Raw genomic sequence first — 24,029 nt, 5'->3', positions numbered from 1 at the left:
CCGCAGCCCCCTTGCACGGGGGAGTGAACGGATCACTGCCCCGTGCACCAGTGCGGAACACCCGGACTCACAGAGTGGACCGGAGCCACTGCTCCACGCTCGCGATGTGCACCGTCGCCCAGGAGCGGGCCGCCTCCGCGTCCCGGTCGCGCAGCGCGGCCAGGATCGCCCGGTGCTCGCGCAGGGTGCGGCCGACCGCGTCCTCCTGGGTCAGGCCCCGCCAGATCCGCGCCCGTGTGGTCGGCCCCGACAGGCCGTCCAGCAGCGAGCACAGCACCGAGTTGCCCGCGCCGCGCACGATGCCGCGATGGAACTCCAGGTCGGCGGCGACCAGCTCCTCCACCGAAGGCTCCGCGCCCAGCGCGTCCAACTGGGCGGACAGTGCGTCCAGTTGCTGCTCGCTGATCCGCAAGGCCGCCATCGCCGTCGCGGCCGGCTCCAGGATCCGGCGCACCGCCAGGAACTCCAGCACGGTGTCGTCGCGGTGGAAGTCCACCACGAAACTCATGGCCTCCAGCAGGAGTTGCGGGTCGAGGCTCGTGACGTACGTGCCGTCGCCCTGGCGCACGTCCAGGATCCGGATCAGCGACAGGGCCCGTACGGCCTCGCGCAGCGAGTTGCGGGACAGGCCCAGTTCGGCGGCGAGTTCGCTCTCCTTGGGCAGCCGGTCGCCGGGGCGCAGCGCACCCGAGACGATCATGTCCTTGATCTTCTCGATCGCCTCGTCGGTGACTGCCATGACCGGCCTCCTGTCGCCCGCACCCCGCGCGCATGCGCTCAGACATCGGATGTCTCAGCCACATTATGCGGGCCCTTCCCGGGGCCGTTCGGGTGAGCCATGGGAAAGGGGCGGCCCCACCGCAGCGGGACCACCCCTTCGCCGTGCCCGGTTACCTCTTGTCGAGCAGGTCCTGGACCTTGCCGCGGACCTCGTCCGTGGCAAGGCCCCGGATCGTCAGCGTCGTGCGGCGGCGCAGCACGTCGTCCGGCGTCTGGGCCCACTCGTGGTCGCGGGCCCAGACGACCTGCGCCCAGATCTCCGGGGCGTCGGGGTGGACGCGCTCGGCCAGCTCCGGGTCCTCGTTCGCCAGCCGGGCGATGTCGAAGGCCAGGGAGCCGTAGTGGGTGGCCAGGTGCTTCGCCGTGTCGGCCGCCATGCGCGGGCCGGGCGCCGGGTGGTCCACCAGCAGGCGGTGTGCGACGGCGCGCGGGTTGGCGACGCCGGGCAGCGGGAGCTTCTTCGGCAGCGAGGAGATCGGCTCGAAGTCGTCGCCGAGCGGGTGACCCGGCAGCGCCTCCAGCTTCTTCATGATCGTGCGGCCGATGTGGCGGAAGGTGGTCCACTTGCCGCCCGCGACGGACAGCATGCCGCCCTTGCCCTCGGTCACCACGGTCTCGCGCTTGGCCTTGGCGGTGTCGCCGGGGCCGCCCGGCAGCACGCGCAGACCGGCGAACGCGTACGTGATGAGCTCGCGCCGGAGCTGCTGGTCCCGGACGGAGAACGCGGCCTCGTCCAGGATCTGGGCTATGTCCTTCTCGGTGACGGAGACGTCCGCCGGGTCGCCCTCGAACTCCTCGTCGGTCGTGCCGAGCAGCAGCATGTCCTCCCAGGGGAGGGCGAAGGTGATGCGGTACTTGTCGATGGGGGTCGCGAGCGCGGCCTTCCAGGGAGAGGTGCGCTTGAGGACCAGGTGCGCGCCCTTGGACAGGCGGATGGAGGGGGCCGCGTTCGGGTCCTCCATCTTCCGCAGGTGGTCGACCCAGGGGCCGGTCGCGTTCAGCACCAGGCGGGCGCTCACGCCGAACTCCTCGCCGGAGACACGGTCCTTGAGCTCGGCGCCGGTGACCCGGCCCCGGGTGAAGCGCAGGCCGGTGACCTCGGCGTGGTTGAGGACGACCGCGCCCGCCTCGACGGCCGCGCGGACCGTCATCAGCGCCATGCGCGCGTCGTTCATCTGGTCGTCGCCGTAGACGGCCACGGCCTTGAGGTTCTCGGTGCGCAGCTCCGGCACGTCCTGCGCCGCCTTGGCGGGGGAGAGCAGGTGGCCGACGCCGTCGCCGAACGCGGAGAGCGCGGAGTAGGCGAAGACGCCCGCGCCGAGCTTCGCCGCGCCGTGCGGCCCGCCCTTGTACACGGGGAGGTAGAAGGTGAGCGGGTTCGCCAGGTGGGGGGCCACCTGACGGGAGACCGCACGGCGCTCGAAGTGGTTCTCCGCCACCAGCTTCACCGCGCCGGTCTGCAGGTAGCGCAGACCGCCGTGGAGCAGCTTGGAGGAGGCGGAGGAGGTGGCCCCGGCGAAGTCGCCGGAGTCGACCAGCGCCACCCTGAGTCCGGACTGCGCGGCGTGCCAGGCGGTGGAGATGCCCAGGATGCCGCCGCCGATCACAAGAAGGTCGTACGACGCCTTGGAGAGCTGCTCCCTGGTCTCGGCGCGGCTCGGGTTGGAGCCGGAGGCCGGGTGCGTCCCCAGGGCAGGCACGGACAGGGTGGACTGACTGGTCATGTCGGGTACTTACTCCTCGTCAGAGCCGAGCTGTGGGGCAGCTCAGCTCTCGTCCTCGATCCAGCCCATGGTCCGGTCGACGGCCTTGAGCCAGTTCTTGTACTCACGGTCGCGGGTCTCCGCGTCCATGCGGGGGGTCCATTCGGCGGCCCGGCGCCAGTTGGCGCGCAGTTCGTCGGTGCTGGACCAGAAGCCGACGGCCAGGCCGGCGGCGTAGGCGGCGCCGAGGCAGGTGGTCTCCGCGACCATCGGGCGCACCACGGGCGCGTCCAGGACGTCGGAGAGCGTCTGCATCAGCAGGTTGTTGGCGGTCATGCCACCGTCGACCTTGAGGGCCACCAGCTCGTCGCCGGAGTCCTTGACCATGGCGTCGGCGATCTCCCGGGTCTGCCAGGCGGTGGCCTCCAGGACGGCGCGCGCGAGGTGCGCCTTGGTGACGTACCGGGTCAGACCGGCGATCACACCGCGGGCGTCGGAGCGCCAGTGCGGGGCGAACAGACCGGAGAAGGCCGGCACGAAGTAGGCACCGCCGTTGTCCTCGACCGAGAGCGCGAGCGTCTCGATCTCGGCGGCGGTGGAGATGAGGCCCATCTGGTCGCGCATCCACTGCACCAGCGAGCCGGTGACGGCGATCGAGCCCTCCAGGGCGTACACCGTCGGCTGCTCGCCGATCTTGTAGCCGACCGTGGTCAGCAGACCGGCGTAGGAGTTGATGATCTTGTCACCGGTGTTCATCACCATGAAGGTGCCGGTGCCGTAGGTCGACTTGGTCTCGCCCTCGGCGAAGCAGCACTGGCCGAACAGGGCCGCCTGCTGGTCGCCAAGCGCGGAGGCGACCGGGATGCCGCCGAGCAGGTCGCCGAGCGTGCCGCCGGTGACCTCGCCGTAGACCTCGGCGGAGGAGCGGATCTCGGGCAGGATCTGCAGCGGCACGCCGATGGACTCGGCGATCTTCTCGTCCCACTCCATCGTGTGCAGGTTCATGAGAAGGGTGCGGGAGGCGTTGGTCACGTCGGTGACGTGCCGGCCACCGTTGACACCGCCGGTCAGGTTCCAGATGACCCACGTGTCCATGGTGCCGAAGAGGATGTCGCCGGCCTCGGCGCGCTCCTTCAGCCCCTCGACGTTGTCGAGCAGCCAGCGGGCCTTGGGCCCGGCGAAGTAGGAGGCCAGCGGCAGGCCGGTCTCGCGGCGGAAGCGGTCCTGGCCGACGTTGCGGCCCAGCTCGCGGCAGAGGGCGTCGGTGCGGGTGTCCTGCCAGACGATGGCGTTGTAGACGGGCTCACCGGTGTTCTTGTCCCACAGCACGGTGGTCTCGCGCTGGTTGGTGATGCCGATGGCCTTGATGTCGTCCCGGGTGATGCCGGCCTTGGCGATGGCACCGGCGACGACTTCCTGGACGTTGGTCCAGATCTCGTTGGCGTTGTGCTCGACCCAGCCCGGCTTCGGGAAGATCTGCTCGTGCTCCTTCTGATCGACGGAGACGATACGGCCGTCCCGGTCGAAGACGATGCAGCGGCTGGAGGTGGTGCCCTGGTCGATCGCGGCGATGAACGGGCCTGCGGTGTGGGCGTCGGTCACTGTGTGCTCCTGAAAGATCCGTGGTGAGGGGGCTGTCCGTGGGGCGCGTGCCGGAAGACGGCGGGCTTCTTATGCGAAGGCGACGTTGTAGATTCCGGCACCGATGGCGGCGCCGATCAGCGGACCGACCACCGGGATCCAGGCGTAGCTCCAGTCGGAACCACCCTTGTTGGGCAGCGGCAGCAGAGCGTGCACGATGCGCGGGCCGAGGTCACGGGCCGGGTTGATGGCGTAGCCCGTCGGGCCGCCCAGGGACAGACCGATCGACACCACCACGAGCGAGGTGACGAGGCCGCCGAGGACGCCGAGGCCGTTGCCCTTGTCGTTCAGGCCCTGGGTGAGGACCGCGAGGATGAGCACGACGGTGCCGATGATCTCCGTGGCGAGGTTCTGCGCCACGTTCCGGATCTCCGGACCGGTGGAGAAGATGCCGAGGACCGGGCCGGCACCCGTCTCCTGCGCCTCGACCGCCTTGGCGTCCGTGGCCTGTGCGCCCGGACCGCCGACGATCTCCTTGTCGGTCAGGTGCGCGAGGAACTGGCCGTAGTAGGCGACCCACACCAGGGCGGCACCGATCATCGCGCCGAGCAGCTGTCCGGCGAGGTAGACCGGGACGTTGGTCCAGTCGCTGTTCTTGATCGCGAGGGCGATGGTGACGGCCGGGTTGAGGTGTGCACCGGAGAGGGGTCCGGAGATGTACACGGCCGTCATGACGGCGAAGCCCCACCCGAAGGCGATGGCGAGCCAACCGGCGTTACGGGCCTTGGAGGCCTTCAGCGTGACGGCCGCGCAGACGCCGCCGCCGAGCAGGATGAGTATGGCGGTACCGATGGTCTCGCCGATGAAGATGTCGGAGCTGGACACCCGCGACTCCTTTGTCCTTCGTCCAGGGGACCGAACCCCGGGTCCCTCCGGGAGTTCGAGCTGCCCTCGGGGGTGAGAGCGATGTCGGCCCTTGGCGTTGTCACACTCTAACGCGTATTGCCGGTAGGTGTTCGACAATGCCGACCGATGGACGGGAGTCTTGCTTCGGCGTCACGCATGCGTCAAGGGTTCTGTTATTGAAAACAGGATCGTTATTGATCGCTGCGGGTTATCACTCATCGCGCACCTGACGTAGGCACTGACGTGGGATCTCAAAGGATCTAGCCCGATATGTCCACTTCAGGGTAGGGCGAGAACCGGAACGCCGCCCGGCGTCCCGGTCGCCCCTCGGCGAGAGGCAGGGGGCTCAGAACCGGCCCGCGCCCAGATCCCTGGAGACCGCGCGGGCGCAGTCGCGCACCGCCGCGATCAGCTCGGGCCGCAGCTCGCCGTCCCGGCACAGCCGCTCCACGGCTCCGGTGATGCCGACCGCGCCCACGGGCATCCGGCGCCGGTCGTGGATGGGCGCGGCGATGGACGCCACGCCCTCCCAGGTCTCTTCCACGTCGGCCGCGTAGCCGCGCGCACGCGTGATGTCGAGAAGGTGCTCGAAGGCGTCCCACTCGCACACCGTGCGGTCCGTGAAGGCCTTGCGCTCGGTGTCCAGCGCCTCGCTGTGCGCCACCGGGTCGTATGCCGAGAGCACCTTGCCCAGCGCGGTCGAGTGCAGCGGCTGCATGGCGCCGATCTCCAGCACCTGCCGGCTGTCGTCCGGCCGGAAGACGTGGTGCACGATCAGCACGCCCTGCTGGTGCAGGACCCCCAGGTGCACGCTCTCCCCGCTGGAGCGGGCCAGGTCGTCGGTCCACACCAGGGCCCGGGCGCGCAGCTCGTGCACGTCCAGGTACGTGGTGCCGAGGCGCAGCAGCTCCGCGCCCAGCTGATAGCGCCCCGAGGCGTCGTCCTGCTCCACGAACCCCTCCTGCTGGAGGGTGCGCAGGATGCCGTGGGCGGTGCCCTTGGCGAGGCCCAGCGACGAGGCGATGTCCGACAGGCCCAGTCTCCGCTCGCCGCCCGCGAGCAGCCGCAGCATCGCGGCCGCCCGTTCGAGCGACTGGATGTTCCGTGCCATCGCCGTCCTGCCTCCGTCCCCTTCGACCGCCGACGAACGCGGCGCGCGCGGTCGTCCCCGGTGCCGAGTGTCGTCACCCGTCGTCCATCGCACACCGTCGCATGGCGTGCTACCCAGCGTTCGGCAATGCCGAACACTACCGGTCCATGTCGACCTGCCGCCAATGGCCGGTCGACACCTGTTACATCACACGTGGCCGGAGCGTGACGCGGGGGCCACCCGGTCCGCCTCGTGGACGCCGCTGCCCATCCAAGCCCACTCCCGGTTACTCTGACGCCGTGCTCTTCCCCAGCCCGATCCGGGGAAGCCGCATAGCCGACAGCCGTCGCACCTAGGGAGCCCCTTCATGGCCTCGTTGCCAACGTCCCCGCATGCCGACAGCCGGACCCGGGTGTCCGCGCTCCGAGAGGCGCTCGCCACGCGTGTGGTGGTCGCGGACGGAGCCATGGGCACGATGCTCCAGGCCCAGGACCCGACCCTGGACGACTTCCAGCAGCTCGAGGGCTGCAACGAGATCCTCAACCTCACGCGCCCCGACATCGTCCGCTCCGTCCACGAGGCGTACTTCGCCGTGGGCGTGGACTGCGTCGAGACCAACACCTTCGGCGCCAACCACTCCGCCCTCGGCGAGTACGACATCTCCGAGCGCGTGTACGAGCTGTCCGAGGCCGGCGCCCGGGTGGCCCGCGAGGTCGCCGACGCGTTCCAGGCGCGGGACGGCCGGCAGCGCTGGGTCCTCGGCTCCATGGGCCCCGGCACCAAGCTGCCCACCCTCGGCCACGCCCCGTACCAGACCCTGCGCGACGCCTACCAGCGCAACGCCGAGGGCCTGGTCGGCGGGGGCGCCGACGCGCTGCTGGTGGAGACCACCCAGGACCTGCTCCAGACCAAGGCCGCCGTCCTCGGCGCCCGCCGCGGCCTCGCGGCCCTCGGGCTCGACCTGCCGGTGATCGTCTCGGTGACGGTCGAGACCACCGGCACCATGCTCCTCGGCTCCGAGATCGGCGCGGCCCTGACCGCCCTGGAGCCGCTCGGCATCGACATGATCGGCCTGAACTGCGCGACCGGCCCGGCCGAGATGAGCGAGCACCTGCGCCACCTCGCCCGCAACGCCCGCATCCCGCTCTCCTGCATGCCCAACGCGGGCCTGCCGGTCCTCACCAAGGACGGCGCCCACTACCCGCTGTCCGCGCCCGAGCTGGCGGACGCGCAGGAGACGTTCGTGCACGAGTACGGCCTGTCCCTGGTGGGCGGCTGCTGCGGTACGACGCCGGAGCATCTGCGCCAGGTGGTCGAGCGGGTGCGCGGCGTGACCCCGCCCGCGCGTGACCCGCGCCCGGAGCCGGGAGCGGCCTCCCTGTACCAGACGGTGCCGTTCCGGCAGGACACGTCGTACCTGGCGATCGGCGAGCGGACGAACGCGAACGGGTCGAAGAAGTTCCGCGAGGCGATGCTGGAGGCCCGCTGGGACGACTGCGTGGAGCTGGCGCGGGAGCAGATCCGCGAGGGCGCGCACCTGCTCGACCTGTGCGTGGACTACGTCGGCCGGGACGGTGTGGCCGACATGGAGGAACTGGCCGGGCGGTTCGCGACGGCCTCGACGCTGCCGATCGTGCTCGACTCCACCGAGGTCGACGTGATCCGGGCCGGCCTGGAGAAGCTGGGCGGCCGCGCGGTGATCAACTCGGTGAACTACGAGGACGGCGCGGGCCCCGATTCCCGCTTCGCCCGCGTCACCCGGCTGGCCCAGGAGCACGGTGCGGCCCTGATCGCGCTGACGATCGACGAGGAGGGGCAGGCCCGCACCCCCGAGAAGAAGGTGGAGATCGCCGAGCGGCTGATCGCCGACCTGACGGGCAACTGGGGCATCCGTGAGGAGGACATCCTCATCGACACCCTGACCTTCACCATCTGCACCGGTCAGGAGGAGTCCCGCAAGGACGGCCTGGCCACCATCGAGGCGATCCGCGAGCTCAAGCGCCGCCACCCCGATGTGCAGACCACCCTGGGCCTGTCGAACATCTCCTTCGGCCTGAACCCGGCCGCCCGCATCCTCCTCAACAGCGTCTTCCTCGACGAGTGCGTGAAGGCGGGGCTGGACTCGGCCATCGTGCACGCCTCCAAGATCCTGCCCATCGCCCGCTTCGACGACGAGCAGGTCACCACCGCCCTCGACCTGATCTACGACCGCCGCGCCGAGGGCTACGACCCGCTCCAGAAGCTGATGCGGCTCTTCGAAGGCGCCACCGCGAAGTCGCTGAAGGCCGGCAAGGCCGAGGAACTCGCCGCCCTCCCGCTGGAGGAGCGCCTGAAGCGCCGGATCATCGACGGCGAACGCAACGGCCTCGAAGCGGACCTGGACACGGCCCTGGCGGACCGGCCGGCCCTCGACATCGTCAACGACACCCTCCTGGACGGCATGAAGGTCGTCGGTGAGCTGTTCGGCTCGGGGCAGATGCAGCTGCCGTTCGTGCTCCAGTCCGCCGAGGTGATGAAGTCGGCGGTGGCCTACCTGGAGCCGCACATGGAGAAGTCGGACGCGGAGGGCAAGGGCACCATCGTGCTGGCCACGGTGCGCGGCGACGTCCATGACATCGGCAAGAACCTGGTCGACATCATCCTGTCCAACAACGGCTACAACGTGGTCAACCTGGGCATCAAGCAGCCCGTCTCCGCGATCCTGGAGGCCGCCGAGGAGCACCGGGCCGACGTGATCGGCATGTCCGGGCTGCTCGTGAAGTCCACGGTGATCATGAAGGAGAACCTGGAGGAGCTGAACCAGCGCAAGCTGGCCGCGACCTACCCGGTGATCCTGGGCGGAGCCGCCCTCACCCGCGCCTACGTCGAGCAGGACCTGCACGAGATCTACGAGGGCGAGGTCCGCTACGCCCGCGACGCCTTCGAGGGCCTGCGCCTGATGGACGCCCTCATCGGCGTCAAGCGCGGCGTCCCCGGAGCCAGGCTGCCCGAGCTGAAGCAGCGCCGGGTGCGGCCCGCGGTCGTCGCCCCGGCCGAGGAACGCCCGGAGGAGGGGCACGTCCGCTCCGACGTCACCACCGACAACCCGGTGCCGGCCCCGCCGTTCTGGGACACCCGGATCGTCAAGGGCATCCAGCTCAAGGAGTACGCGTCCTGGCTGGACGAGGGCGCCCTGTTCAAGGGCCAGTGGGGGCTGCGGCAGGCCCGCACCGGCGAGGGACCGTCGTACGAGGACCTGGTGGAGAGCGAGGGCCGGCCGCGGCTGCGCGGTCTGCTGGACCGGCTGCAGACGGAAAACCTCCTCGAAGCGGCCGTCGTCTACGGCTACTTCCCCTGCGTGTCCAAGGACGACGACCTGATCATCCTGGACGAGCAGGGCAACGAGCGCACCCGCTTCACCTTCCCGCGCCAGCGCCGGGGCCGCCGGCTGTGCCTGTCCGACTTCTTCCGCCCGGAGGAATCGGGCGAGACGGACGTGGTCGGCCTCCAGGTCGTCACCGTCGGCTCCCGCATCGGCGAGGAGACGGCCAAGCTCTTCGCGGCCAACTCCTACCGCGACTACCTCGAACTGCACGGCCTGTCCGTGCAGTTGGCCGAGGCGCTCGCCGAGTACTGGCACGCCCGCGTCCGCAGCGAGCTCGGCTTCGCCGGCGAGGACCCGGCCGACATCGAGGACATGTTCGCCCTGAAGTACCGGGGCGCCCGCTTCTCCCTCGGCTACGGCGCCTGCCCGAACCTGGAGGACCGCTCGAAGATCGCCGAGCTGCTCCGGCCCGAGCGGATCGGCGTCCACCTGTCCGAGGAGTTCCAGCTGCACCCCGAGCAGTCCACGGACGCGATCGTGATCCACCACCCGGAGGCGAAGTACTTCAACGCCCGGTGAGGCGCGTCTCACCCAGCGCGCTGATCGGATAAGTCGTACACTTGTCGGCCCATTGCAGGCCGGTTCCCGCGCGGGAACCGGCCTGCTCGTCCCGCAAGGAGGTGCGTGGATGACCAGCACGGTCCCCGCGCTCGGAGCTCGTACGGCCGAAGGCTCGGCGCTGCAAGCGGTGCTCCTGGACATGGACGGCACCCTGGTGGACACCGAGGGCTTCTGGTGGGACGTCGAGGTCGAGGTCTTCGCCGCGCTCGGCCACACCCTGGACGAGTCCTGGCGGCATGTCGTGGTGGGCGGCCCCATGACCCGCAGCGCCGGCTTCCTCATCGAGGCCACCGGCGCCGCCGTCACCCTCGCCGAACTCAGCGCGCTGCTCAACGAGGGCTTCGAGAGCCGCATCGGCCGCGCCCTGCCGCTGATGCCGGGCGCCGCGCGGCTCCTCGCCGAACTGCACGAACAGGCCGTGCCCACGGCCCTGGTCTCGGCCTCCCACCGGCGCATCATCGACCGTGTGCTGAGCGTCCTCGGCCCGCACCACTTCGCGCTGTCCATCGCGGGCGACGAGGTCTCGCGCACCAAGCCCTACCCCGACCCGTACCTGCTCGCCGCGGCGGGGCTCGGCGCCGACCCGGCCCGCTGCGCGGTCGTCGAGGACACCACGACCGGCGTCGCCGCCGCCGAGGCCGCGGGCTGCCGGGTGGTCGCCGTACCGTCCGTCGCCCCCATCGCCCCGGCCTTGGGACGCACCGTCGTGACCTCCCTGGAAGAGGTGGACCTGGCATTTCTGCGCGGTCTGATGACGGAAATGCCCTAGCCGTTCACCGGGGGTACCGGCGGTGCGAAGAGGCGCACTGGACAAATATCCCGGGAAGTACACCCGAGTGGAATTCGCACCCGGTCGCGCGGCCGAATTCCACTGACTCCCCGCACAGTTGAAGGTGTGATGTTCGCCACCCTCCAGGGTATCGACAATGTTACCCGAGTGTGCTGACCGGCCCCGTTCGAGGGGGATCGGCGGTTCCTTGTGTCCCGATTGGTGGGAAGCTGCACTAATCCTGCCGCTGTCGGGTTTTCTGTGCGTCCGCAGCCGGTTTCACTGCGTGATGACAGGTCAACTCGCAGGGCCGTGAAGCCCCCTGCGGGCGCGGACTAATCTCGTCGCGAGAACATCGCCGCATCCCCCGTGTTTCCGCCGCACCATCCCCGCGTGCCGGATACACGGACCCGAACAGCTCTGGAGAAACTTCCGCATGAACCGCAAGACTTTGGTGCTGCCGGCGCTGGCCGGCCTGCTCACCCCGGTTCTCGCCGCGTGCGGCGGATCCGGCGGCGGGGGCAAGAGCGGCTACGCCATCGTCGTCGGCACCACGGACCGGTTCACCGCCACGAAGGACGCCCCGGCGCCGCTCGACCCGGCCTACGCCTACGACGTCGGCACCTGGAACATCCTGCGCCAGACCCAGCAGACGCTGATGGCCCAGCCCAAGGGCGAGGGTGACCCCGTCCCGGACGCCGCCGAGAGCTGCGGCTTCACCGACAGCGGCAGCGAGCGCTACGCCTGCAAGCTGCGCGACGGACTGAAGTTCGCCAACGGCGACCCGGTGACCGCCGAGGACGTCAAGTACTCCATCGAGCGGGTGCTGCGCATCAAGTCGGACAGCGGTGTCTCCGCGCTGCTGAACACCATCGACACGATCGAGACGCAGGGCGACCGCGAGGTCATCTTCCACCTGAATGCGGCCGACGCCACCTTCCCGTACAAGCTGTCCACTCCTCCCGCGGGCATCGTCGACCCGAAGGACTACGAGAAGGACAAGCTGCGCGACGGCTTCTCGGTGGACGGCTCCGGGCCGTACAGCTTCCAGGCCGACGTCAAGGACAACGCGATCGTCAGCGCCACCTTCACCAAGAACCCTTCGTACAAGGGCAGCGTGACGGTGAACAACAGCAAGGTCGTGCTGCGCTCCTACGACTCCGCCGACGCCATGGGCACGGCGATCGACAAGGGCGACATCGACGTCATGACCCGCACGATGGATCCCGCGCAGATCCAGAAGCTGGACTCCGGCAGCGACAACAAGGTCGACCTGGTCGACATGCCGGGCCTGGAGATCCGCTACCTGGCCTTCGACACCAACGCGCCCAGCGTGAAGTCCAAGGCCGTCCGCCAGGCCATGGCCCAGCTGATCAACCGCGGCGAACTGGTCTCCAAGGTCTACGGCACCGAGGCCGAGCCGCTGTACTCGCTGGTCCCGGCCACCGTCACGGGCCACTCCAACTCGTTCTTCAACAAGTACGGCAACCCCAGTGCCGCCAAGGCCAAGGACCTGCTCACCAAGGCCGGCATCAGCACCCCGGTGAAGCTGACCCTGCACTACACGACCGACCACTACGGCTCGGCCACGAAGCAGGAGTTCGAGGTCCTGCAGCAGCAGCTCAACGGCAGCGGCCTGTTCGACGCCTCCATCCAGGGGCACCCCTGGGACCAGTTCCGGCCCGCCGAGAAGAAGGGCCAGTACGACGTCTACGGCATGGGCTGGTTCCCCGACTTCCCGGACGCCGACAACTTCCTCGCGCCCTTCCTCGACAAGGACAACTTCCTCGGCTCGCCGTACTCCAACCCCACCATCCAGAACACGCTGATCCCGGACTCCCGCCGCGAGGCCGACCGGCTCTCCGCCGCCAAGAGCCTGACCCAGATCCAGGACACCGTCGCCGAGGACGTCCCGGTCCTGCCGCTGTGGCAGGGCAAGCAGTACGTCGCCGCACGGGGCGACATCACGGGCGTCGCGTACGCCCTCAACTCCTCCTCGGCGCTTCAGCTGTGGGAGCTCGGCCGCGGTGTGAGCGGCTGACGGCTCTCCTCGTCCGGGGGCCGCAAACGGCTGACCCGGGACCCGGGGCCAGGACGGCGGCCCCGGGGTGACGGAACCGACGACAAGGCACATGCAGTGAACATGCGTTACCAGTGGCCGGTCCTGCCCATCGTGGCGGGGCTGGCCTCCGGCCTTTTGACCGGCTGTGGAACGGAGAGCGGCGACTTAGGAGGCACCGGCACCTCCGTGGTGATGGGGATGTCCGACGACGTCCTCGCCACGGACCCGGCGTCCGGCTACGACCCCGGCTCCTGGCTGTTGTTCGACAACGTCTTCCAGTCGCTGCTCAGTTTCCCCAAGGGTGGCACCGAACCCCAGCCCGAACTGGCCAAGAAGTGCACCTTCACCGACCCGCGGGCCACGGTCTACCAGTGCGAGCTGAGAGACGGCCTGAAGTTCAGCAACGATGACGCGCTCACCTCGCAGGACGTGAAGTTCTCCTTCGACCGCATGCTGAGGATCAACGACCCGTCGGGGCCCGCGATCATGTTCCCGACGCTCGGCTCGGTCGACACCCCGGACGCGAAGAAGGTCGTCTTCCACCTGAAGGTCCCCGACGCCACCTTCCCCAGCAAGCTCGCCTCCGGCGCCGGCTCCATCGTGGACCACCGGCAGTACGACGCGGACGGGCTCCGCAAGGACGGCAAGGCCGTCGGCTCCGGCCCCTACCGGCTGGACTCCTTCGACCAGGACAAGGCCGTCTTCTCGGTCAACGGCAACTACCGGGGCACCGCGAAGGTCAAGAACTCCGGCATCACCCTGAAGTTCTTCCACGGCGACCGGGCCGCCCTGAAGAAGGCCCTCCTCGACGGCGGCGTCGACCTCGCCTACCGCGGCCTGTCCGCCTCCGACGTCGCCGGCCTCGACCAGCAGGACGACAGCAAGGGCGTCGACGTCGTCGAGGGCAGCAGCGCCGAGGTCCAGCACCTGGTCTTCAACATGAAGGACCCGGTCGCCGGAAAGCTCGGCGTCCGCAAGGCCATGGCCTATCTCCTCGACCGCGACGCCCTGATCAAGAACGTCTACCGGGGCACCGCCACCCCGCTGTACTCGATCGTCCCGGCGGGCATCGCCGGCCACAACACGGCCTTCTTCGACACCTACGGCGCCCGCCCCTCACAGGCCAAGGCCGCCGCCGCACTGCGCGCCGACGGCATCACCGGCAAGGTGAAGCTCACCCTGTGGTCCACCCCGTCGCGCTACGGCCCGGCCACCGACCAGGAGTTGAAGGCCATCGCCGGACAGCTCGACGCCGGCGGCCTGTTCGACGCCGACGTCAAGTCGGTCACCTTCGACCAGTACGAGAAGGACATCGCCGCCGGCAAATACGGCGTCTACGTGAAGGGCTGGGTGCCGGACTACCCGGACCCCGACAACTTCACGGCCCCGTTCTTCGGCAAGGGCAACGTGCTGGACAACCACTACCGCAACAGCACCATCACCGGCACGCTCATCCCGCACACCGCCGCGCAGAGCGACCGCGGCGCCACCGACCAGGACTTCGGCCGGCTCCAGGACATCGTCGCCGCCGAACTGCCCGTCCTGCCCGTGTGGCAGGCCAAGCAGTACGCAGTCGCCCGCGACGGCGTCTACGGCCTGGAGTACTGCCTGGACGCCTCGACCGTGTTCCGGTTCTGGGAACTCAGCAAGGACTGAGCGATACAGACGCAGCGGCGCTGCTTCCCCCTACGGAGGAGGCAGCGCCCCTGCTGTGTACAGGGCTACTGCGCGCCCGGGCGGACGAGCCCGCTCTCGTACGCGTACACCGCCGCCTGCACCCGGTCCCGCAGGCCCAGCTTGGTCAGCACGTGCCCCACGTGCGTCTTCACCGTCGTCTCGCTGACGAACAGATCAGCGGCGATCTCCGCGTTGGACAGCCCGCGCGCCACCAGCTTCAGCACCTCCACCTCGCGGTCGGTGAGCGTGTGCAGGGTGTCCGGCACGGGCTCCTCGCCGGAGGGCAGATGCGTCGCGTACTTGTCCAGCAGACGACGCGTGATGCTCGGCGCCAGCATCGCCTCACCGGCCGCGACCACGCGGATCGCCTGCACCAGCTCGTTGGCGGGGGCGTCCTTCAGCAGGAAGCCGCTGGCCCCGGCGCGCAGCGCCTCCACCACGTACTCGTCGAGATCGAACGTGGTCAGCACGAGCACCTTGGCCGGGCCGGACCGGTCGGGCCCGGTGATCTGCCGGGTCGCCTCCACACCGTCCATCCGCGGCATACGGATGTCCATCAGCACGACGTCCGGCTGCAGGGCCCGCACCTGATCGAGGGCCTGCAGACCGTCACCGGCCTCGCCCACGACCGCGAGATCCTGCTCGGCCTCCAGGATCATCCGGAAACCCGTACGCAGCAGGGGCTGGTCGTCGACCAGTAGGACGCGGATGGCCACGTGACACTCCTTCGCTAGTCCGCGCCCATTCTGCCCTGCGACCCGGCCTCCGGCTCGGCCGCCCTCACCGGCAGCGGATACGGCGGGGGAGTGCCGCCGAACTCGGGGCAGTGCGCCTGATGGTCGCACCAGCCGCACAGCTTGGTCGGGCGCGGGCGCCACTCGCCGGTCTCCGTGGCCTGCCCGATGGCCTCCCACAGCGCGTGCAGCTTGCGCTCGACCCGCTCCAGATCGGCCAGATCCGGGTCGTACGTCAGCACGTCCCCGCTGCCGAGATAGACGAGCTGCAGACGGCGCGGCACGACCTGCTTCAGCCGCCAGACCACGAGGGCGTAGAACTTCATCTGGAAGAGCGCGCCCTCGGCGTACTCGGGCCGGGGCGCCTTGCCGGTCTTGTAGTCGACGATGCGGACCTCGCCCGTCGGCGCCACGTCGACCCGGTCGATGATCCCGCGCAGCCGCAGCCCGGACTCCAGCTCGGCCTCGACGAACAGCTCCCGCTCCGCGGGCTCCAGCCGCGTCGGATCCTCCAGCGTGAACCAGCGCTCCACCAGCCGCTCGGCCTCCGCGAGCCAGCCCGCCAGCCGCTCACCGTCCGGATCGTCGGCGAACAGCTCCGTCACCTCCGGCCGGCTCTCCCGCAGCCGGTCCCACTGGCCCGGGATCAACGCCTTGGCCCGCGGCGCGGTCCGCTCCCCGGCGGGCGCGTCGAACAGCCGCTCCAGCACGGCGTGCACCAGCGTGCCTCTCGTCGCCGCCGCGCTCGGCTTCTCCGGCAGCCGGTCGATCACCCGGAACCGGTACAGCAGCGGGCACTGCATGAAGTCGCCGGCCCGCGAGGGCGACAGGGAGGTGGGCGCCTTGGCGACGTGTTCGGCCGCCGCGCCCTCGAAGCTGCTGTCCATGCCCACAGACCTTACGGCCCGCCACTGACAGTGACCCACCCGCCGCCCGGACCGGCCGCGCGACCACGCGGCGAACACAACGGGTGCCGGGGCGAAACACGACACCACGGCCGCATACCATCGACCTCGGACCCTTCCGGCCGGCAGGTGCGGAAGACGCTTCGAACGAGGGGACACCGTGGACGTGAGCGGCGGGAGCGGGCAGCCACGGCCCGGCAACGACGAGCCGGCCGAGCACCCCGCGGTTCCTCCGGCCCCTGAGAACGCCGAGGACGACAGCGCTCGGCAGGCCGGCGCCCAGGACGCCGACGACCGGGCCGGCACCCCGCGACGTCCCGAGACCGACAGCACCGCCTCCGCCCCCGACGACCACCCCCACGACACCGCGGCCCCCTCGGAACACCGCTCCCTCGCGCACTCCGGCATCGCCAAGGGCGAACCGCCGCAGCCGCGGCCCAAGGAGCCGGGCGGCGGCATCCTCATGGGGCGCCCCTTCGGGGTGCCCGTGTACGTGGCGCCCAGCTGGTTCCTCGTCGCCGCGCTGATCACCTGGGTCTTCGGCGGCCAGCTCGACCGCGTGCTGCCCGAACTGGGTGCCGCGCGCTACCTGGTCTCGCTGTTCTTCGCCGTCGCCTTCTACGCCTCCGTGCTGGTCCACGAACTGGCCCACACGGTCGCCGCGATCCGCTTCAAGCTCCCGGTCCGCCGCATCCAGCTCCAGTTCTTCGGCGGCGTCTCCGAGATCGAGAAGGAGGCCGAGACCCCGGGCCGGGAATTCGTGCTGGCCTTCGTCGGCCCCCTGCTCTCCCTCGTCCTCGCCGGGGTCTTCTACCTCGCCATGCAGCCCGTCGAACCCCGCTCCGTGCCCGGCGTGCTGCTCGCGGGGCTGATGATCTCCAACCTGATCGTGGCGATCTTCAACCTCCTGCCCGGCCTGCCCCTCGACGGCGGCCGCATGCTCCGCGCCGTCGTCTGGAAGATCACCGGCAAGCCCATGAGCGGCACCGTCGCCGCCGCCTGGGTCGGCCGCGCGCTCGCCGTCGCCGTACTGATCGGCCTGCCGCTGATGAACCAGTCCGGCGCGCTCGGCGGCGACGGCACCGAGGTGAACGGCATGGACACCGTCACCGACGCCCTGCTCGCCGCCATCCTCGCCGCGATCATCTGGACCGGCGCCGGCAACAGCCTGCGCATGGCCCGGCTGCGCGAGCACCTCCCCGAGCTGCGCGCCCGCACCCTCACCCGGCGGGCCGTGCCGGTGCAGACCGACACCCCGCTCTCCGAGGCCCTGCGTCGCGCCAACGCCGCCGGTGCCCGCGCCCTGGTCGTGGTCGACGCCGACGGCAACCCCCTCTCCCTCGTCCGCGAGGCCGCCATCGTCGGCGTGCCCGAGCACCGCCGCCCCTGGGTCGCGGTCAGCGGCCTCGCCCAGGACCTCACCGACGGCATGCGCGTCTCCGCCGAACTGGCCGGCGAGGACCTCCTCGACGTCCTGCGCGCCACCCCGGCCACCGAGTACCTGGTCGTCGAGGAGACCGGCGAGATCTACGGCGTCCTGTCCGCGGCCGACGTCGAGCGCGCCTTCGTCAAGGCCATGGCCCGCCCCTCCGCCTAGCCCCGCCCCTCCGCCTGGTGGTCGGCGGCCCCCGCCGGGGCCGGTAGTCTGTTCACATGTCCGAACCGACCGGTGCCGCCCGCAGGCGCGGGCCCTTCAAGGTCGGGGACCAGGTTCAGCTGACCGACCCCAAGGGCCGCCACTACACGTTCACGCTCGAAGCAGGGAAGAACTTCCACACCCACAAGGGCTCCTTCCCGCACGACGAACTGATCGGTGCTCCCGAGGGCAGCGTTGTCCGCACCACCGGCAACGTGGCCTACCTCGCGCTGCGCCCCCTGCTCCCCGACTACGTCCTGTCCATGCCCCGCGGGGCAGCCGTCGTCTACCCGAAGGACGCGGGGCAGATCCTCGCCTTCGCCGACATCTTCCCCGGCGCGCGCGTCGTGGAGGCCGGCGTCGGCTCCGGCTCGCTCAGCAGTTTCCTGCTGCGCGCCATCGGCGACCAGGGCATGCTGCACTCCTACGAACGCCGCGAGGACTTCGCCGAGATCGCGCAGGCGAACGTGGAGCGCTACTTCGGCGGCCCGCACCCCGCCTGGCAGCTCACCGTCGGCGACCTCCAGGACAACCTGTCCGACACCGACGTCGACCGCGTCATCCTCGACATGCTCGCCCCCTGGGAGTGCCTGGAGGCCGTCTCCAAGGCACTCGTCCCCGGCGGCATCCTGTGCTGCTACGTGGCCACCACCACCCAGCTCGCCCGGACCGTGGAGTCCATCCGCGAGATCGGCTGCTTCAACGAGCCGACCGCCTGGGAGACCATGATCCGCAACTGGCACATCGAGGGCCTGGCCGTCCGCCCGGACCACCGGATGATCGGCCACACCGGCTTCCTGCTCACCGCCCGCCGCCTCGCGGACGGCGTCGAACCCCCCATGCGCCGCCGCCGCCCCGCCAAGGGCGCCTACGGCGAGGACTACGCCGGACCGAACGCCGACGGCGGCACCGGCCGCTGACCGGCCACACACGGCTCAACGTGAGGGCGCCGTGCCCGAGTTCCCACCGACCACCGGGAACTCCGGCACGGCGCCCCTTCGTTGACGGGATGCCAGGGTTCCCCGTCCCCCACGGTGCGTACACCCCGCACGCGCGCGGGCGTTGCGCCCCGCGGGAATCCCGGACCCCGCCGTTCCCCCGCACTGTGACGTATGGCACCATGCTGGCCACCCCACCGGCACAGCCCTCACAGGAGACACTCCTCGTGCAGCAATCCGCCGTCCCGGAGCTCGCCCACACCCAGACCAGGCCCATCCACTGGGTCGCCACGGCCACCGCCGTCGCCGGCGTCGTGGCCCTCTCCTCCGTCGTACAGCCCGGCTCCGCCACGGCCGCCACCGGCACACAGCCCAGAGCCGCCCGCACGGCCGTCGCCCCGCCGGGCACCACCGGCGTGGCCTTCCCGCTGAACTGCGGACCGGTCAAGGCAGTGGTGGTGAAGAAGGCCAGCGGGGACCTGGACGGGGACGGCAGACCGGAGACGGTCGCGGTCGTGCACTGCGACACCGCCATGGGCACCCCGCCGGACGGGGTCTACGTCATCACCCGACCGTCCGACGGCGGCACGCCGCGCGTGGTCGCCACCCTCGTGAAGCCCCAGGACCGGTTCACCGTCACCGGCTTCTCCCTACGCGCGGGCGCGGTCGCCGCCACCCTGCTCGGCTACTCCTCGGACGCGGTGCCCAACTGCTGCCCCGACCTGAAGACCCCCGTCACCTGGAAGTGGAGCGGCAGCGCGTTCGTCCGCACCACGCCCGCCGACACCCACAGCGTCTGACCCGGGGCGTGCGGCCCGGAGCCCGGCGGGGACTCAGTCCGCGTCGGGCCCGTACACCTCGACCCTGTCCGAAACACGTCGCACATGGATGCACTCACCGGGACACTCCCGGGCCGAGTCCACCACGTCCGCGAGCAGCGGCAGCGGCACCGGCGTCGTCGCCCCCGCGCTCTGCAACAGCTCGTCGCCCGCGCCCCTCACATACGCCAGCCCGTCGATGTCCAGCTCGAACACCTCAGGGGCGTACTGGGCACAGATCCCGTCGCCGGTACACAGGTCCTGGTCGATCCAGACCTCCAGCGCCTCGCCCCCCGGGGCCTCCTGCTGCACGGTCACCTCTCCTGCCGTATCGGTTCGCCGGGCGGCGGGGCGCCGGGAGCGCCAGCCGGGTCCGCTCCAGCGGCTGTTGAACACCCCTCGACCCTACCTCCGCCGCTTTCCGGCCCTCTTCCGCCGGTGACGGGGTTTCCACACGATCACCTACGGGTACGACGGCCCGACCGGGACAGGGGAGCCCCGGCCAGGGGAACGACCACTTCAGGCCGCGCCGACGGTCACACCGTCCGCCCGGACCGTCGCTCTGCGTGAGGACGTGCGAGCGCGCGGCAGGCTGCCCGCACACAGGCCGACCAGCCCTGAACGGACAACTCCGGCCAGCACCGAAGGAATTCGACCACGCGATGCCCGGAACAAGCTGCTTCCACATCACGTTGAGTGGGTATCCCCTCCGTGCGAGGGAGAGCGCATCGGGTGACCGACGACACACCTTGACAGTCTTGGTGATCTAGGGGTTTCAATCGACACCCACCCAGGTAGGGTCTGGAAGCGTCCAGCTCCCCTTGGAGGAGGTGAGGACCGTGGCAGCCCACGACGACGACATGAACCGCGGCATCCGCCCGGGACGAGGGTCCGACGACCCGGCCGGGCAGATCGCCTACCTTGAGCAGGAGATCGCCGTCCTGCGACGCAAGCTCGCCGACTCTCCGCGGCACACGAGGATTCTCGAAGAGCGGATCGTCGAGCTGCAGACGAACCTGGCCGGCGTGTCCGCCCAGAACGAACGACTGGCCAACACCCTCCGCGAGGCCCGCGACCAGATCGTGGCCCTCAAGGAAGAAGTCGACCGGCTCGCCCAGCCACCGGCCGGCTTCGGTGTCTTCCTGCAAGCGAACGAGGACGGCACCGCCGACATCTTCACCGGCGGCCGCAAACTCCGGGTGAACGTCAGCCCGAGCGTCGACCTCGACGACCTGCGGCGCGGCCAGGAAGTCATGCTCAACGAGGCGCTCAACGTGGTCGAGGCCATGGAATACGAGAGCGTCGGCGACATCGTCACCCTCAAGGAGATCCTGGAGGACGGCGAGCGCGCCCTCGTACTCGGGCACACCGACGAGGAGCGGGTGGTACGGCTCGCCGAGCCACTGCTGGACGTCACCATCCGCCCCGGCGACGCCCTCCTCCTCGAACCCCGCTCCGGCTACGTCTACGAAGTCGTGCCCAAGAGCGAGGTCGAAGAACTCGTCCTCGAAGAAGTCCCGGACATCGGTTACGACCAGATCGGCGGCCTCGGCAACCAGATCGAGGCCATCCGCGACGCCGTCGAGCTGCCGTACCTCTACCCCGACCTGTTCAAGGAGCACGAGCTGCGCCCGCCCAAGGGCGTACTGCTCTACGGCCCGCCCGGCTGCGGCAAGACACTCATCGCCAAAGCCGTCGCGAACTCCCTGGCCAAGAAGGTCGCCGAGGTCACCGGCCAAGCCGCCGGCAAGAGCTTCTTCCTCAACATCAAGGGCCCCGAACTGCTCAACAAGTACGTCGGCGAGACCGAGCGGCAAATCCGCCTCGTCTTCCAGCGTGCCCGCGAGAAGGCCAGCGAGGGCACCCCCGTCATCGTCTTCTTCGACGAGATGGAGTCCCTCTTCCGCACCCGCGGCTCCGGCGTCAGCTCGGACGTGGAGAACACCATCGTCCCCCAGCTGCTCGCCGAGATCGACGGCGTGGAAGGCCTGCAGAACGTGGTCGTCATCGGCGCCTCCAACCGCGAGGACATGATCGACCCCGCCATCCTGCGCCCCGGCCGGCTCGACGTGAAGATCAAGATCGAACGTCCCGACGCCGAGGCCGCCAAGGACATCTTCGGCAAGTACCTCACCGAACGCCTCCCGCTGCACGCCGACGACCTCGGCGAACACGGCGGCGACAAGACCACCACCGTCCAGAGCATGATCCAGACGGCGGTCGAGCAGATGTACGCCGAGTCCGAGGAAAACCGCTTCCTGGAAGTCACCTACGCCAACGGCGACAAGGAAGTCCTCTACTTCAAGGACTTCAACTCCGGCGCCATGATCGAGAACATCGTGGGCCGCGCCAAGAAAATGGCGATCAAGGACTTCCTCGAAAAGACACAGAAAGGCCTCCGCGTCTCCCACCTCCTCCAGGCCTGCGTGGACGAGTTCAAGGAGAACGAGGACCTGCCCAACACCACCAACCCGGACGACTGGGCCCGAATCTCCGGAAAGAAGGGCGAGCGGATCGTGTACATCCGCACGCTCATCACCGGAAAGCAGGGCGCGGACACCGGACGCTCCATCGACACGGTGGCGAACACCGGTCAATACCTGTAAAAGCAGGGCGGCTGCGGGTGCCCTCACCGGGTACCCGCAGCCCTCTGTTTTTCCGGCCACCACCCGCCACCACCGGCCACGACCGGAGCAGGCAATGACGCAAATGATCTCCCCACCAGCGCAAAGGCGTTCTAGGCTCGTTCCTGCCGCCGAGTCGCGCCGTGCGGGGACGGGCACCGCGCACGCACCGGAGCCCCGGTGGTACGTGAGCGGCGCCCACGACCGAGGGTGCCGCCGGGCAAGGAGGGCCGCATGACCGTACGGCGAGTAATGGGCATCGAGACGGAGTACGGAATCTCCGTCCCCGGCCACCCCAACGCCAATGCCATGCTCACCTCGTCCCAGATCGTCAACGCCTACGCGGCGGCGATGCACCGGGCCCGACGGGCCCGCTGGGACTTCGAGGAGGAGAACCCGCTGCGGGACGCACGAGGCTTCGACCTCGCCCGGGAGGCCGCCGACGCCAGCCAGCTCACCGACGAGGACATCGGCCTCGCCAACGTGATCCTCACCAACGGCGCCCGGCTGTACGTCGACCACGCCCACCCCGAGTACAGCGCCCCCGAGGTGACCAACCCGCGCGACGCCGTCCTGTGGGACAAGGCCGGCGAACGGATCATGGCCGAGGCCGCCGAGCGGGCCGCCCAGCTCCCCGGCGCCCAGCCGATCCACCTCTACAAGAACAACACCGACAACAAGGGCGCCTCCTACGGCACACACGAGAACTACCTGATGAAGCGGGAGACCCCCTTCTCGGACATCGTGCGCCACCTCACCCCCTTCTTCGTCTCCCGCCAGGTCTTCGCCGGAGCAGGCCGCGTCGGCATCGGCCAGGACGGCCACGAACACGGCTTCCAGCTCAGCCAGCGCGCCGACTACTTCGAGGTCGAGGTCGGCCTGGAGACGACCCTCAAACGCCCCATCATCAACACCCGCGACGAGCCGCACGCCGACGCCGAGAAGTACCGCCGACTGCACGTGATCATCGGCGACGCGAACCTGTCGGAGATCTCGACGTACCTGAAGCTCGGCACGACCGCCCTCGTGCTCTCCATGATCGAGGACGGCTTCATCGCCGTGGACCTCGCCGTCGACCAGCCCGTACGCACCCTCCACCAGGTCTCCCACGACCCCGGCCTGCAACGCCTGGTCACCCTCCGCAGCGGCCGCACACTCACCGCGGTCCAACTGCAGATGGAGTACTTCGAGCTGTCGCGCAAGTACGTCGAAGAGCGCTACGGCGCCGACGCCGACGAACAGACCAAGGACGTCCTGACCCGCTGGGAGGACACCCTCAACCGGCTCGAGAACGACCCGATGAGCCTCGCGGGCGAGCTGGACTGGGTCGCCAAGCGAGAGCTCATGGAGGGCTACCGCCGCCGCGACGGCCTCGACTGGGACGCGGCCCGGCTCCACCTGGTCGACCTCCAGTACGCCGACGTACGCGCCGAGAAGGGCCTCTACAACCGTCTGGCGGCCCGCGGCCGCATGAAGCGCCTGCTGGACGAGTCCGAGGTCGACAGGGCCCGCACGACACCCCCGGAGGACACCAGGGCCTACTTCCGCGGCCGCTGCCTGGAGCAGTACGCGGACGACGTCGCCGCCGCGAGCTGGGACTCGGTCATCTTCGACCTCCCCGGCCGCGACTCCCTCCAGCGCGTTCCAACCCTGGAACCGCTACGCGGAACGCGAAATCACGTCAAGGAGCTCCTGGACCGCTGCCGCACGGCAGAAGACCTGGTCAGGGTGTTGTCGGGCGGCTGAGCACAGCCGGCGGACAGCCGCGGCGCCCCGGGCGGACAGGGTGGAAAACCCGCCGTCCGGGAATCATCGAGGTGGCCCCCGCACGTTGTGGAAACTGCGGGGCCGATGTCGGACCCGGCTTGTAGGGTCTGATCA

Annotated in this window: 17 protein-coding genes; 9 read left to right on the top strand and 8 right to left on the bottom strand. The window is 70.0% G+C overall.

All coding sequences use genetic code 11. The features are described 5' to 3' along the window. Positions 1-67: 67 nt before the first annotated feature. From ACZ4MF_RS26760 to ACZ4MF_RS26740, 5 genes are all read right to left on the bottom strand, one after another. Positions 68-739, bottom strand: a complete 672-nt coding sequence (locus ACZ4MF_RS26760) for a FadR/GntR family transcriptional regulator (RefSeq protein ID WP_467494457.1) — start codon at positions 737-739, stop codon at positions 68-70. A 151-nt stretch (positions 740-890) separates the two neighbouring features. Further along, positions 891-2,504: a glycerol-3-phosphate dehydrogenase/oxidase gene (locus tag ACZ4MF_RS26755; RefSeq protein WP_467494456.1), complete on the bottom strand. Its 1,614-nt coding sequence runs from the start codon at positions 2,502-2,504 to the stop codon at positions 891-893. Between the two features lie 42 nt (positions 2,505-2,546). Further along, positions 2,547-4,085 (bottom strand): glycerol kinase GlpK, encoded by a 1,539-nt coding sequence (gene glpK, locus ACZ4MF_RS26750; RefSeq protein ID WP_467494455.1) that lies wholly within the window; start codon positions 4,083-4,085, stop codon positions 2,547-2,549. A 69-nt stretch (positions 4,086-4,154) separates the two neighbouring features. Further along, entirely contained in the window at positions 4,155-4,949 is a 795-nt protein-coding gene (locus ACZ4MF_RS26745) for an MIP/aquaporin family protein (protein ID WP_467494454.1), read from the bottom strand. 367 nt (positions 4,950-5,316) lie between these two features. Next, positions 5,317-6,081 carry an IclR family transcriptional regulator gene (locus ACZ4MF_RS26740; RefSeq protein ID WP_467494453.1) on the bottom strand — a complete coding sequence of 255 codons (765 nt, stop codon included), beginning with the start codon at positions 6,079-6,081 and terminating at the stop codon, positions 5,317-5,319. A gap of 346 nt (positions 6,082-6,427) precedes the next feature. Here ACZ4MF_RS26740 and metH point away from each other — a divergent pair, with 346 nt between their 5' ends. The 4 genes from metH to ACZ4MF_RS26720 all read left to right on the top strand — a co-directional run bounded on the left by metH (position 6,428) and on the right by ACZ4MF_RS26720 (position 14,472). Next, positions 6,428-9,943, top strand: coding sequence for a methionine synthase (gene metH / locus ACZ4MF_RS26735; protein ID WP_467494452.1), 3,516 nt, complete (start codon positions 6,428-6,430; stop codon positions 9,941-9,943). A 109-nt stretch (positions 9,944-10,052) separates the two neighbouring features. After that, the gene (locus ACZ4MF_RS26730) at positions 10,053-10,754 is read left to right on the top strand and encodes an HAD family hydrolase (RefSeq protein WP_467494451.1); all 702 of its coding nucleotides are present in this window, start codon (positions 10,053-10,055) and stop codon (positions 10,752-10,754) included. Between the two features lie 436 nt (positions 10,755-11,190). Next, on the top strand, positions 11,191-12,795 hold the full coding sequence (locus tag ACZ4MF_RS26725) for an ABC transporter substrate-binding protein (protein WP_467494450.1): 1,605 nt from the start codon (positions 11,191-11,193) through the stop codon (positions 12,793-12,795). A gap of 96 nt (positions 12,796-12,891) precedes the next feature. After that, the gene (locus ACZ4MF_RS26720) at positions 12,892-14,472 is read left to right on the top strand and encodes an ABC transporter substrate-binding protein (protein WP_467494449.1); all 1,581 of its coding nucleotides are present in this window, start codon (positions 12,892-12,894) and stop codon (positions 14,470-14,472) included. A 65-nt stretch (positions 14,473-14,537) separates the two neighbouring features. Here ACZ4MF_RS26720 and ACZ4MF_RS26715 read toward each other — a convergent pair whose 3' ends face one another. Then, the gene (locus ACZ4MF_RS26715; RefSeq protein WP_071375780.1) at positions 14,538-15,209 is read right to left on the bottom strand and encodes a response regulator; all 672 of its coding nucleotides are present in this window, start codon (positions 15,207-15,209) and stop codon (positions 14,538-14,540) included. Positions 15,210-15,223: 14 nt separating this feature from the next. Then, positions 15,224-16,114 (bottom strand): RecB family exonuclease, encoded by an 891-nt coding sequence (locus ACZ4MF_RS26710; protein ID WP_467494448.1) that lies wholly within the window; start codon positions 16,112-16,114, stop codon positions 15,224-15,226. 178 nt (positions 16,115-16,292) lie between these two features. On the opposite strand from ACZ4MF_RS26710, the gene ACZ4MF_RS26705 reads away from it, so the two are divergent. The 3 genes from ACZ4MF_RS26705 (at position 16,293) to ACZ4MF_RS26695 (ending at position 19,506) form a co-directional block, all read left to right on the top strand. Further along, on the top strand, positions 16,293-17,729 hold the full coding sequence (locus tag ACZ4MF_RS26705; protein WP_467494447.1) for a site-2 protease family protein: 1,437 nt from the start codon (positions 16,293-16,295) through the stop codon (positions 17,727-17,729). Between the two features lie 56 nt (positions 17,730-17,785). Continuing rightward, entirely contained in the window at positions 17,786-18,688 is a 903-nt protein-coding gene (locus ACZ4MF_RS26700; protein ID WP_067050546.1) for a tRNA (adenine-N1)-methyltransferase, read from the top strand. A 245-nt stretch (positions 18,689-18,933) separates the two neighbouring features. Further along, the gene (locus tag ACZ4MF_RS26695) at positions 18,934-19,506 is read left to right on the top strand and encodes a hypothetical protein (RefSeq protein WP_467494446.1); all 573 of its coding nucleotides are present in this window, start codon (positions 18,934-18,936) and stop codon (positions 19,504-19,506) included. Positions 19,507-19,539: 33 nt separating this feature from the next. On the opposite strand, the gene ACZ4MF_RS26690 is transcribed toward ACZ4MF_RS26695, so the two are convergent. Further along, positions 19,540-19,842 carry a ferredoxin gene (locus ACZ4MF_RS26690; RefSeq protein WP_467494445.1) on the bottom strand — a complete coding sequence of 101 codons (303 nt, stop codon included), beginning with the start codon at positions 19,840-19,842 and terminating at the stop codon, positions 19,540-19,542. Positions 19,843-20,363: 521 nt separating this feature from the next. Between ACZ4MF_RS26690 and arc the strand changes: the two genes are divergently transcribed. Next, the gene (gene arc, locus ACZ4MF_RS26685; RefSeq protein ID WP_071375775.1) at positions 20,364-22,130 is read left to right on the top strand and encodes a proteasome ATPase; all 1,767 of its coding nucleotides are present in this window, start codon (positions 20,364-20,366) and stop codon (positions 22,128-22,130) included. A 252-nt stretch (positions 22,131-22,382) separates the two neighbouring features. Further along, positions 22,383-23,894, top strand: a complete 1,512-nt coding sequence (dop, locus tag ACZ4MF_RS26680; RefSeq protein ID WP_467494444.1) for a depupylase/deamidase Dop — start codon at positions 22,383-22,385, stop codon at positions 23,892-23,894. Positions 23,895-24,029 lie beyond the last annotated feature (135 nt).

This window comes from Streptomyces sp. NPDC025793, assembly GCF_055558375.1.
This window is presented reverse-complemented; position numbering and strand designations above follow the sequence as displayed.